The following is a 12,882-nucleotide window of genomic DNA, read 5'->3' on the forward strand; positions in this document are numbered from 1 at the left end:
TGCGGCAACGCCGCTCGACGCGGAAATTCGGCCGATGATCCCGGTGGCGCTCCCAGCGCGGATGGCGGGAACAATACTCCCGACCGTTTACCCCGCGTCCACAGACGCCGGGGCAAACGGCCGAGCGCTATTCACTCCGCCGCTTCGAGCGCCTCGCTGTCATCGAGCGGATACGACAGGCGCGTCAGCATTTCTTTCGGCACCACCTGCCAGAAATGGCCGGCGGTACGATCCCAATCCTCCAGAATGCTGCGCGACCATTTGCTGTCGGTCGTATCGGCATGTTCGCGGATCAGATTGTGGAGCACGCTCGTCCAGTGAAGCGAAGCGAGCCGTTGCCACATGATGTTTTCCGGATTGGCGCGGCGCGCGAACGTGCCCGTCGAATCGTAGACGAACGCCATCCCGCCGGTCATGCCCGCGCCGAAATTCGCGCCGACCTCTCCCAACACCACGGCGGTGCCGCCGGTCATATATTCGCACCCGTTGGCGCCGCAGCCTTCGACCACTACCGTCGCGCCGGAATTGCGCACCGCGAACCGTTCACCCGCCTGCCCGGCGGCATAGACCCGCCCGGCGGTAGCGCCATAGAGCACGGTGTTACCGATGATCGTATTGTCCTGGCTGGCGAGCGGTGACGACACCGCCGGCCGCACCACGATCACGCCGCCCGACAGGCCCTTGCCGACATAATCATTGGCGTCGCCAAACACCTCCAGCGTCACGCCCTTGACGAGGAATGCGCCAAGGCTCTGCCCCGCCGAGCCGCGCAGCCGGATCGTGACGTGATTGTCGTTGAGCGTATCCATGCCGAAGCGCGCGGTAATCTCGCTCGACAGCCGCGTTCCCACCGCGCGATGCGTGTTACGCACCGAATAGGTGAGCTGCATCTTCTCGCCGCGCGAGAAGACGGCGGCCGCATCCTTGATGATCTGCGCATCGAGGCTGTCGGGCACTTCGTTGCGGAAGGTCTTCAAGCTGAAACGCCGCTCGTCGTCCGACGCGTCCACCTTGGCGAGGATCGGGTTGAGATCGAGATCGTCTAGATGCTCGGCACCACGATTCACCTGCCGCAGCAATTCGGTGCGGCCGATCACCTCGTCGAGGCTGCGCACGCCGAGCCGGGCGAGAATGTCGCGCACCTCCTCGGCGATGAAGGTCATCAGGTTGATCACCTTTTCCGGCGTGCCGACGAACTTGCCGCGCAACGCTTCGTCCTGCGTGCAGACGCCGACCGGGCAAGTGTTCGAATGGCATTGCCGCACCATGATGCAGCCCATCGCCACGAGGCTGAGGGTGCCGATGCCGAATTCCTCCGCGCCAAGGATCGCGGCGATCACGATGTCGCGCCCGGTCTTGAGGCCACCGTCGGTGCGCAGCTTCACGCGGCCGCGCAGGCCGTTGAGCGTGAGCACCTGATTGACTTCGCTGAGGCCCATTTCCCACGGCGTCCCGGCATATTTGATGCTGGTCTGCGGGGAGGCCCCGGTGCCACCGACATGGCCGGAGACGAGGATCACATCGGCATGAGCCTTGGCGACGCCCGCCGCGACCGTTCCGATGCCAGCCGAGGAGACGAGCTTCACGCAAACCCGCGCGCGCGGGTTGATCTGCTTCAGATCATAGATGAGCTGCGCCAGATCCTCGATCGAATAGATATCGTGGTGCGGCGGCGGCGAGATCAGCGTTACGCCCGGAGTTGCGTGGCGCAACTTCGCGATGAACTCGGTCACCTTGAAACCGGGGAGCTGGCCGCCCTCACCGGGCTTGGCACCCTGCGCGACCTTGATCTCGATCTCTTCGCACGCGTTGAGATATTCAGCTGTGACGCCGAACCGTCCGCTGGCGATCTGCTTGATCACCGAATTCGCGTTATCGCCATTGGCATAGGGCTTGTAGCGCGCCTTGTCCTCGCCCCCCTCGCCCGACACCGCCTTGGCTCCGATGCGGTTCATCGCGATCGCCAGCGTCTCATGCGCTTCCGGGCTGAGCGCGCCGAGCGACATACCGGGCGTGACGAAACGCTTGCGGATTTCGGTGATCGGCTCGACCTGATCGACCGGCAGCCCTTCCGCCGGGAAATTGAACTGCAACAGATCGCGTAGGTAGATCGCCGGCAGATCGGAAACGCCACGTGAGAATTGCAGGTAGGTCGAATAACTGTCGGTCGAGACCGCCGTTTGCAACAGATGCATGAGCTGCGCCGAATAGGCGTGCGGCTCACCCGTGTTGCGCTGGCGATAGAAGCCACCGATCGACAGATGAACCACCGCGCTGTCGAACGCCGCCTCATGCCGCTCGGTCGCGTTGACATGGAGCGAGGCATAACCTTCGCCGGAGATCTTCGCCGGCATCCCCGGGAACAGATCGTTGACGAGTGCGCGGCTTAGCCCGACGGCCTCGAAATTATAGCCGCCGCGATAGCTGGAGATCACCGCGATCCCCATCTTCGACAGGATCTTGAGCAGCCCTTCCTCGATCGCGGTGCGGTGACGCTCGAGGCATTGCTCCATCGTCATCTCGCCGAACAGCCCGCGCGCGTGGCGATCGGCGATCGACGCCTCGGCCAGATAGGCGTTCACCGTGGTCGCGCCGACGCCGATCAGCACCGCATAATAATGCGTATCGAGGCATTCGGCGGTGCGGATGTTGATCGAGGCATAAGAGCGCAAGCCACGCCGCACGAGATGCGTATGCACCGCCGCCGCCGCCAGCACGCCGGGGATGGCGACATGATCCGCGCCGATATGTTCATCGGTCAGGAAGATTTCGCTGCGTCCCTCGCGCACCGCCTGCTCGGCCTGATTGCGAATACGCTGGATCGCCGCGCGCAGCCGGTCCGGGCCGCCGTTCGCCTCGAACGTGCAATCGATTTCCGCCGCCGCATTGCCGAAATAGGCCTTGAGCCGGCCCCACATCGCGGAGGTCAGCACCGGCGAATCCATCACCAGCACGCGTTCGCGCCGATCCTCGGTGTCGAGGATATTGGCGAGATTGCCGAACCGCGTCTTGAGCGACATCACATAACGCTCGCGCAAGCTGTCGATCGGCGGGTTCGTGACCTGCGAGAAATTCTGCCGGAAGAAGTGGCTGAGCAGGCGCGGTTTGTCCGAGATCACCGCGAGCGGCGTATCGTCGCCCATCGACCCTACGGCTTCCTTTGCCGTTTCCACCATCGGCGCGAGGATCAGCTCCATATCCTCCAGCGTCTGGCCGGCGGCGACCTGGCGGCGCGCAAGTTCAGCGCGGTCATAACGCGGCACGCTGTCCGCCGGTGCTGGTGGCAGGTCGTCGAGCGTCGCGAAATTGCCGATCATCGCGGCATAGTCCTGCTCGCCGGAGATGCGATCCTTGATCTCGCGATCGTTGAATACCCGTCCTTCGACGAGATCGACCGCGATCATCTGCCCCGGCCCGAGCCGCCCCTTGGCGACCACGGTGGATTCGGGAACGACGACCATCCCGCTTTCGGAACCGACGATGAGCAGCCCGTCCACCGTCTCGGTATAACGCAGCGGGCGCAGCGCGTTGCGGTCCATGCCCGCGACCGCCCAACGACCATCGGTCATCGCCAGTGCGGCGGGGCCGTCCCACGGCTCCATAACGCTGGCGAGATATTGATACATTGCGGCATGCGCGGCCGGCACGTCCTCGTCGCCGCCGCGCCATGCCTCGGGCACCAGCATCAGCTTGGCGGTCGGCGCGTCGCGGCCCGAGCGGCAGATCGCCTCGAACGTCGCATCGAGCGCGGCGGTATCGCTGGCACCGGCCGGGATCACCGGCTTGATATCTTCCGAATGCTCACCGAACGCGATCGACGCCATGCGGATCTCGTGGCTCAGCATCCAGTTCTTGTTGCCACGGATCGTGTTAATCTCGCCATTATGCGCGAGACAGCGGAACGGCTGCGCCAGCCACCATTGCGGGAAGGTGTTGGTGGAATAACGTTGGTGGAAGATCGCGACGCGGCTCTCGAACCGCTTGTCGACCAGATCGGGGTAGAAGACCGACAGGCTCTCCGCGAGGAACAGCCCTTTGTAGATGATCGAGCGGCAGGAGAGCGAGCAGATGTAAAAGCCCTGGATCTGCGCCGCGATCACGCGCTTCTCGATCCGGCGGCGGACGAGATAGAGGTTCTTCTCGAATTCGGTCGCGTCCACCTCATCCGGCATCGGGCCGGCGATCATGATCTGCTCGATCTCGGGGCGCGTCGCCTGCGCCTTCTGGCCGATCACCGACACATCGACCGGCACCTGCCGCCAGCCATAGATCGTATAGCCCGCCTCGATGATCGCGCTTTCGACGATCGTGCGGCACGTTTCCTGCGCGCCGAGATCGGTGCGCGGCAGAAAGATCATGCCCACCGCGAGCCGGTTCGGCTGCACCTTATGCCCACCCGCCGCGATCGCATCGTCGAAGAAACGGATCGGCAGATCGACATGCACGCCCGCGCCATCGCCGGTCTTACCATCGGCATCGACCGCGCCGCGATGCCACACCGCCTTCAGCGCATCGATCGCGCACTGCACGACCCGGCGCGACGGCTTGCCATCGGTCGCCGCGACGAGGCCCACGCCGCATGCGTCGCCCTCGAATTCGGGACGGTACATGCCGTGGGTGGCCAGATAGGTGCGAGGATCGGTCATGAGTTTTTGCTCCGGTTTTCGGGCAACATTTCCTGTTGAATACGTTCGAATGCGCGTTTGCCGGCATCAGCTCCCGCGACCGCTCCAATTTCGCTGCCGACAGCGCTCAATTTGGTTTGAAGTTCTGGCATCAGCTTGAGCGCCTTTGCCCCCGCGCCGGTTGAATAGAAGGCGGCTATCTCGTTCAATTCATCGGTCGTAAAAACCCCGGCATATTCCGCGGCCGCGCGCTTCATATAGGTTGGATACTGGCGCTTAATCGCCAGCATGAACTCCTGCGACAGCACCGCTATCATCCGATCATGATTCTCCGCCGCGCGTAAATTCAGCGTTTCGATCGTCGTTTTGCTCTGCGGATTGCTTGCGAGTTCCCCGATCACGGCCTTTGCGAAGACCGGCGCAAGCTGAATGAATGAGCGATCCAGCGTCGCCTCAATTCCCATCTGCCGCAGTAAATGATCCGCCGCCGCTAGGCGGACGGGGTCCGTCGCACTGGACGCGGGTGCGACAGGCGTGGTTTGCGCGATCGCCGATGAGCTGATCCCAATGATAGGCGCGCCGAGCAGCGCCACCGCGAGAAGCGCGCGAGGCATCACGCCGCCACCTTCTCACGAGCGGCCTTGGCCTTCAGCCATTTGTGCATATGCCCGGCGACGTCCGTGCCATCGCGGATCGCCCACACGACGAGGCTCGCGCCGCGCACGATGTCGCCGGCGGCGAACACGCCGTCGAGGCTGGTCATCAGCGTCTTGCCGTCGACAAGCAACGTGCCCCAGCGCGTCACGCCAAGCTCGGGTGCGCCCCACAAACGCGGCAGTTCCTCCGCGTCGAAGCCCAGCGCCTTGATCACCATATCGGCGGGGAAGGAGACTTCATTGCCCGGATCGATCTCCGGCGCGCGGCGACCGCTGGCGTCTGCCGCGCCGAGCCGCATCCGGCTGGCGCGAACGCTCGACACCTTCTCGCCGTCGAACGACAGCGGGGCGGAGAGCCAGACGAATTCCACGCCCTCTTCCTCGGCATTCGCCACTTCGCGCTGGCTGCCCGGCATATTGGCGCGATCACGGCGATAGAGGCACTTCACGCTCTTCGCGCCCTGCCGAATCGCGGTGCGCACGCAATCCATCGCGGTATCGCCGCCGCCGACCACCACGACATGCTTGCCCGCCGCATTCAGGCTTCCGTCGTCGAACGCCGGAACGGCGTCGCCGAAGCTCTTGCGGTTCGATGCGGTGAGATAATCCAGCGCCTCGAGAACGCCTGACGCGCCGCTACCCGGCACGTCGATCGCGCGAGCGCGGTACACGCCGGTCGCGATCAGGATAGAGTCATGTTGACGCCGCAGCTCGTCGAGGGTCGCGTCGCGGCCGACTTCAAACCCTTCGTGGAACACGATGCCGCCCTCGCGCAGCCGCTCGACGCGCCGCATCACCACCGGCTTCTCCAGCTTGAAGCCGGGGATGCCGTAGGTCAGCAACCCACCCGCGCGATCATGCCGATCGTAAACATGCACCTCATAACCGTGGCCGCGCAGATATTCCGCCGCCGCCAGCCCCGCGGGCCCCGCGCCGATCACACCGACCGACTGACCGCGCGCCGGACCGGGCTTGAGCGGCTCCACCCAGCCTTCTTCCCACGCGGTATCAGTGATGAATTTCTCGACCGAGCCGATCGTCACCGCGCCATGGCCGGAGAACTCGATCACGCAATTGCCCTCGCACAACCGATCCTGCGGGCAGATGCGGCCGCAGATTTCGGGCATGGTCGAGGTGCTGTTGCTCAGCTCGAACGCTTCCTTAAGCCGACCCTCGGCGGTGAGCCGCAGCCAATCAGGGATGTGGTTGTGGAGCGGGCAGTGCACTGAGCAATAGGGCACGCCGCATTGCGAGCAGCGCGAAGACTGCTCCTCGGCCGTGGGCACGGCATAGCGATCGGCGATCTCACGAAAGTCCGCCGCGCGCTCTGCGGCGTTGCGCTTGTCCGGATAGGACTGCGCCTTCGCGACGAATCGTAGCATCTTTTCCACAGCCATAAGCCCTCCGCCGCCCGCGTTCTCACAGGCGGAGCAGGACAACAAGTCAGCATTGCTGACCTATATGGCGGGATTCGATCTCAGATGACCGGTCGGCGCGGTAGATTGCCTATTTTTAATGGCCGATTCGGAATTATCTGAATGACAACGCCACCAACGCGACGATTCCGGCGATGATCCGATACCAGGCGAACGGCTGGAAACCGTGCTTGGTGACGAAGGACAGGAACCAGCGGATCACGACAAGCGCGACGACGAAAGAAATCACGAAGCCGATCGCGATCGAATTGAGATGGGCGCTGCTCAACTCGTGACGCGCCTTCCACAAGGTCAGCACGGTCGCGCCTAGCATCGTCGGGATCGCAAGGAAGAAGCTATATTCCGCCGCCGTTTCGCGGCTCACGCCCATCGCCCGCGCGCCCATGATCGTCGCGCCCGAACGGCTGACGCCGGGGATCATCGCGAGGCATTGCATCGCACCGATGGTGAGCGCGGTGCGCCAGGACATCTCCTCCACCGAATCGGCGTGGGCAGTCGGCGCGACGCGCTCGATGAACAAGATCGCGATACCGCCGACGATCAGGGCAATCGCCACCACAACCGGCGCGATCACCGGCGCCTCCAGCACCGCCTTGATCGCCTTATAGGCCACCGCGCCGACGAAGGCGGCCGGCAGGAAACCGAGCAAAACGTTGCGGGTGAAGGCAATCGCGCCAGGGTCACGCCGCAGCAGGCCATGCCCGACGTTCATGAAGCGCCGCCAGAACAGCACGACCACCGCCAGAATCGCGCCAAGCTGGATCACGATATCGAATGTCGCATCCGCCTCCGGAAGCCCGAGCAGCGCCCCGGCGAGAATTAGGTGCCCAGTCGAGGAGACAGGCAGAAATTCGGTCACACCCTCGACGATCCCGAGCAGGATCACGATCAACATGTCGGTCATGAATTATCCTCGGTCGGCGCCCGTCCGGGCGCGCGGGGGATCAGGCCTTGGCGGAGACGGCGAAACGCCCGGCGCGGCGATAGCGCACCAGCCAGCCGGGTGCGACCGATGCGAGTGGTGTCGGCGTCACGCCCAGCGCGGCGAGCCCCTCGGCGCCCGACGTAACCACCGTGTCGCGCTGGAGCAGCTTCCATTGATCCGCCGTGATCGGCGCGCCCGGCAGAAAGCCCAGCGCCGCGATCAACTGGCCCGCGATATCGGGCAGCGCCGGCATCGCCGGGTCGCGCCCGATCGCCTGTGCGATCCAGCGGTGCAATTCGGCCATGGTCAGCACGTCAGGGCCGCCAAGCTCGTAAACATGACCACCCGATCGCGCAGGCGCATTGAGCGCGGCGACGATCGCCGCCGCCACGTCGCCGACGAATACTGGCTGGAAACGCGTCTCGGCACGAAGCACCGGCACCACCGGCAATCGCGCGATCATGCCGGCGAAGCGGTTGATGAATTGATCCTCACGCCCGAACACCGTGGCAGGGCGCACAATCGTCGCATTCGGGAAGGCGGCACGCACTGCCGCCTCGCCCGCGCCCTTGGTGCTCGCATAAAGCGACGCCGAATCGACATCCGCGCCAATCGCCGAAACATGCACCAGCGACTCCACGCCGCTGCGGGTCGCCGCCTCGGCAATAGCGCGCGCACCATCCACATGGATCCGTCGCAGATCGCCGGTGAAGCTGCCGACCAGATTCACGACATGGTCCGCGCCGGCAACCGCACGCGCAACCGTCTCCGGCCGCGTCACATCCGCGGCGACGAATTGCGTCTGCCCCAGCCCGCCAAGCGGCTTCAGGAACCATGCGTCACGCGGATCGCGCTCCGCTACCCGCACCCGCGCGCCCGCCGCCAACAGCGCCTGCGCCACGTAGCGGCCAATAAAGCCGCCTCCGCCGACGAGCGTGACCAACCTGTCCTTCATGCGCGAGCCGTCCATCCGATTGTTTGATGCCGTGCGCCTACCCCCCTCGCAGCCCTGTTGACAAGGCCACGCCGCGTCCACTAGAGGCGCCGGCCTACCCCGTGCCCAGATGGCGGAATTGGTAGACGCACCAGCTTCAGGTGCTGGCGCTCGCAAGGGCGTGGAGGTTCGAGTCCTCTTCTGGGCACCATCACTTCTGAAATCGTTGAAAACGTTAGAGAATCGTCGCCCAGACGGTCCTCGAAGCGCGTCTGCTACACAGAGTTGCCACACAATCCGCGCGCCGGATCGTCCTCAAGTTACGGGAATGTCAGAGGAAATGGTGGGGCTGCCTGCTACACAAAACTGCTACACAAATGGCCCTCCGGGCTGATCCTTCGCGGTGGTCAGTTCTATCTTCGACGTCGCATTCCGAGCGATGTTCGAGCGTCTCTCGGACGAGCCGAGATTTGGCGATCTCTGCGGACTGACAGCTATCGAATTGCCCATCGGCGACTGCCTATGGCGCTCGCCGAGCTTGAGGCGATGTTTGAACGTGTAAGGCTCGATGCTGGGTTGAGTTGCGATGCGACGTTGCTCGAACCGTCTTCAGACGATCACGCGAACGTTCCGCCGAATGTCCCGAGAAGCCCAGCGCCACAGCCCCAAGTGACCCTTGGCGACGCATATGAGCGCTACCTCAACGATCCCACGCACCGCTGGAGCGAACGGACGCGCGACACTTACGATACCACTCGCGCGCTTGTCGTCTCGGTGATCGGAGCCGATCACCCTCTCAGGTCAATCTCACGCGCAGACATTCGAAACCTCATTGAGGTGCTTCGCTTTCTCCCGCGCAACGCGAACAAGCGGTTCCCGAAGCTTACCCATAAGCAAGCTGCCGAGCGCCTCCGTCACTCGGGTGAAAGCGGCACCATCAGCGCAGCCAACGCCAACGTCTATCTCAGCAATCTATCCAGCTTTCTCAATTGGGCCGTGAATGAGGAGATTGCGGATAGGAACCCAGCCAGAGGGTTGCGGCTCCCCGACGAGGTTGCAAAGCGAGACAAGCGCAACCCTTTCTCAGCAGAGCAATTGCGGCTGATTTTTAACGCCCCCATTTATCGAGGGTGCCAAGACGGAAATCGTGGCTACGCCACTCCCGGCACCGAGCGGCCACAGAACGCCCGCTATTGGGTGCCATTGATCGCGCTGCACACAGGATTGCGGTTAAACGAGATATGCCAACTCGACGTCACGGATATCTGCTTGATGGAAGGCGTCCCGTGCATTCTCGTGACCGCACAGTCGCGCGTCGGCACCACGGACAAGAAGCTTAAGACAGGTGCCAGCGAGCGCTTGATGCCCTTGCATCCCCGGCTAATCGACTTGGGCTTGATGGACTACGCTGCTCGGCAGAAACGCCTCGGACAGAAGAAGCTCTTCGCCGAGATCGATCCCGGCTCCAAAGGCGTCCGGGCAGTGGCTTTTTCGAAGTGGTTCACGCAATTCTTGGGCAACCTTGGCGCTCGCCGCGAGCGAACCTGCTTTCATTCTTTCCGGCATTGCTTCCGGGACGAGCTACGAAACGCGCGCATCAACCATGATTTGGCAATGGCTTTGGGCGGATGGACCAACGCGACCAGTTCCCAGTCGAAGGTCTCCGAAAACTATGGGAGTGGACATCGTGTGGAGGTGCTGGCCGAAGCGATAAGCCGCCTGACGTTTCGAGATATCGATCTTTCGCATATCAAAGAATAAGGTTGGCGCATTCGCTCAGGAGGTTCCCGCGAAAGGGCGATGTTGATCGTTGGTGCACCATTCCGGGGAAGGATATAAAGCTCGCCACATGCCCGTGCCAGCAAACCCGAAAATCTACCACATCGTGCACGTGGATAAGCTCGCCTCGATAACGGCAGACAGCTTCTTGTATTCCGACGCGTTGATGCACCAGCGGCCTGCGATTGGCACCGTCATAGGCATGAATCACATCAAGCATCGGCGTCTACAAAAACGGCTTAACAGCCACCCGAATCTTTGTGTTGGCGAGTGCGTGCCATTCTATTTTTGCCCGCGCTCCGTGATGCTGAATATCATATCAAGAGGCAGTTCCGATCTTGATTATCGCGAGGGCCAAGGCCCTATCGTTCACCTCGTCGCCGATCTTCGGCGAACCGTTGATTGGGCGCATCAAAACGATCTTCGGTGGGCATTCACGCTCTCCAGCGCGGCGTCATATCACTTCGAGGATCGCCGCGACCTCGACAGCTTGCATGAGATTGATTGGACGGCGGTGAATGCCCATTATTGGTCGAGCGTGCGCGATCAAAAGCAGGCTGAGTTCCTGCTCGAACGAAACTTCCCTTGGGAATTGATCGAGGAGATCGTGGTGCTCAATCAGGGCACCGGTCAGCGAGCCACGCAGGCAATCGCCGGAGCAGCGCATAGACCGAGTGTGCAAATCCGTCCGGCATGGTATTACTGAGCCACAGAGGAACCATGGCGCATATCAAAATCACAGCAGGAGACATCCTGAAGGCGAATGCGGAGGCAATCGTCAACACGGTGAACTGCGTTGGCATCATGGGACGCGGCATCGCCCTTCAATTTAAGAAGGCGTTCCCCGCTAATTTCCGGGCCTATGCACTGGCGTGCGAAGCGGGTGCCGTTCAGCCCGGCAAGATGTTTGTGCATGACACGGGTGTCTTCACCAACCCGCGCTACATCATCAACTTCCCGACCAAGCGTCATTGGAAGGGGAAGAGCCGGATTGAAGATATCGAAAGCGGCTTGGTTGCGTTGGCCAATGAGGTGCGTGAGCGCGGCATCAAGTCGATTGCGATCCCGCCGCTTGGTGCAGGGCTTGGGGGCCTTGATTGGAACAACGTTCGCCCTCGCATCGAGGCTGCCCTCTGCGATCTTCCCGGCGTCGATGTTCTTATCTACGAACCGAAAGGTGCGCCCGAGGTCGTCAAATCAAGCGACGTCCCTAAAATGACAGCGGGACGCGCGGCGCTGGTGACACTTATGCATCGCTATCTTCAGGGATTGATGGACCCCTTGGTCACACTGATCGAGGTGCAGAAGTTAATGTATTTCATGCAAGAGGCAGGGCAGCCTCTGAAGCTGAACTATATCAAGCATCATTATGGGCCTTACGCCACCAACCTGTCTCACGTCCTGAACAAGATCGAGGGCCACTTCGTTTCTGGGTATCGAGACGGAGGTGATCAGCCGGATAAGGAACTCAATATCGTGCCCGGTGCCATTGAGGAGGCCGAGGCAGCACTGAGCAACGAGCCGGAAACGCATGAGAACTTCAATCGGGTTGCTGATCTCGTTGATGGCTTTGAGACGCCTTTTGGTCTCGAACTGTTGGCGACCGTGCATTGGGTAGCGACGCGTGAGAACGCGAATACGCCTGAGAAGGCGCTCGCGCATGTGCATAGATGGAACGACCGCAAGAAGGTGTTCAGCGAGCGGCAGGTTGGCATCGCTTTCGAGACCCTGCGAGCGAAAAGCTGGCTGGCTGCCGCGTAAGCTGGGGCAGCCCCACCATTTCCTCTGACATTCCCGTAACTTGAGGACGATCCGGCGCGCGGATTGTGTGGCAACTCTGTGTAGCAGACGCGCTTCGAGGACCGTCTGGGCGACGATTCTCTAACGTTTTCAACGATTTCAGAAGTGATGGTGCCCAGAAGAGTGGCCGGTCGTCGGTAAATCACCATTCCGGCTGGCGCTGAATACCAACTCGCTGGAACAGGCCCAACGGATGCGGGGGCACGCGGAACAGCGTTATTGGGCGGCTGTCGATGCGGCACGGGCGAAGCTGGGGGAGACAGTCCCCCGGCAACTCGCCGAAGTCGAGGCGGTAGCCATCGTTTCCCGTTGGTTTGTCCATCGGAACGAGGAACTGGACCACGGTCATCTTCACCAACCGACGCAGCCCGACGGCTGGGCCGATGCCGTGGCGGGGAACAAATATAGCGTAGCGGACGCCACGCGCCAGCTGGGGATGAACGACATTCACGCTTTCGCGCCGCTGGCCGCGCGCATCTTGGCGGGAGAAGGGCTAAACGCCGATCCAAACGGCGCCGGCTACCGAACGCTCCTCCAACTGCTCGTGCGGGCCAACAAGGAACTCGCCTCAATCGACCTCGCACGGCCGAAGGGCGACTTCGGATATCGCCCCGCCGACGCGGTCATGCTTGCCGCGCTCGACACCCCCGCGACGCGCTCCCACACGAGCGCCGATCTGATCCGCGATTACCAAACCGCGAAGGAGCAAAAGCGCTGGTAGATTGGA

The 12,882-nt window shown here is 62.5% G+C and carries 9 protein-coding genes and 1 tRNA gene; 5 read left to right on the forward strand and 5 right to left on the reverse strand.

Annotated features, from left to right (window positions below):
* Positions 1-131 precede the first annotated feature (131 nt).
* The 5 genes from gltB to P0Y64_06530 all read right to left on the reverse strand — a co-directional run bounded on the left by gltB (position 132) and on the right by P0Y64_06530 (position 8,597).
* Entirely contained in the window at positions 132-4,646 is a 4,515-nt protein-coding gene (gene gltB / locus P0Y64_06510) for a glutamate synthase large subunit (GenBank protein WEK44445.1), read from the reverse strand.
* Positions 4,643-5,239 carry a DUF2059 domain-containing protein gene (locus P0Y64_06515; GenBank protein ID WEK44446.1) on the reverse strand — a complete coding sequence of 199 codons (597 nt, stop codon included), beginning with the start codon at positions 5,237-5,239 and terminating at the stop codon, positions 4,643-4,645. Before P0Y64_06515 ends, gltB begins: the two co-directional genes overlap by 4 nt.
* A complete protein-coding gene (locus P0Y64_06520; protein ID WEK44447.1) occupies positions 5,239-6,678 on the reverse strand; it encodes an NAD(P)-dependent oxidoreductase in 1,440 nt (479 codons plus the stop codon). The genes P0Y64_06515 and P0Y64_06520 overlap by 1 nt, the downstream gene beginning before the upstream one ends.
* A gap of 133 nt (positions 6,679-6,811) precedes the next feature.
* Complete coding sequence (locus tag P0Y64_06525; protein WEK44448.1) at positions 6,812-7,621, reverse strand: undecaprenyl-diphosphate phosphatase; 810 nt, start codon at positions 7,619-7,621, stop codon at positions 6,812-6,814.
* Positions 7,622-7,661: 40 nt separating this feature from the next.
* Entirely contained in the window at positions 7,662-8,597 is a 936-nt protein-coding gene (locus tag P0Y64_06530; GenBank protein WEK44449.1) for a complex I NDUFA9 subunit family protein, read from the reverse strand.
* A 103-nt stretch (positions 8,598-8,700) separates the two neighbouring features.
* Here P0Y64_06530 and P0Y64_06535 point away from each other — a divergent pair.
* From P0Y64_06535 to P0Y64_06555, 5 genes are all read left to right on the forward strand, one after another.
* Positions 8,701-8,787: transfer RNA gene (locus P0Y64_06535), tRNA-Leu, on the forward strand.
* A gap of 311 nt (positions 8,788-9,098) precedes the next feature.
* A complete protein-coding gene (locus tag P0Y64_06540) occupies positions 9,099-10,337 on the forward strand; it encodes a tyrosine-type recombinase/integrase (GenBank protein ID WEK44450.1) in 1,239 nt (412 codons plus the stop codon).
* Positions 10,338-10,425: 88 nt separating this feature from the next.
* Positions 10,426-11,061, forward strand: a complete 636-nt coding sequence (locus P0Y64_06545) for a DUF4433 domain-containing protein (protein ID WEK44451.1) — start codon at positions 10,426-10,428, stop codon at positions 11,059-11,061.
* Between the two features lie 14 nt (positions 11,062-11,075).
* Positions 11,076-12,116 carry a macro domain-containing protein gene (locus P0Y64_06550; protein WEK44452.1) on the forward strand — a complete coding sequence of 347 codons (1,041 nt, stop codon included), beginning with the start codon at positions 11,076-11,078 and terminating at the stop codon, positions 12,114-12,116.
* 475 nt (positions 12,117-12,591) lie between these two features.
* Entirely contained in the window at positions 12,592-12,876 is a 285-nt protein-coding gene (locus tag P0Y64_06555) for a hypothetical protein (GenBank protein WEK44453.1), read from the forward strand.
* Positions 12,877-12,882 lie beyond the last annotated feature (6 nt).

Origin of the sequence: Candidatus Sphingomonas colombiensis (genome assembly GCA_029202845.1) — a bacterium.
In the GTDB taxonomy this organism is placed as follows: Bacteria; Pseudomonadota; Alphaproteobacteria; order Sphingomonadales; family Sphingomonadaceae; genus Sphingomonas; species Sphingomonas colombiensis.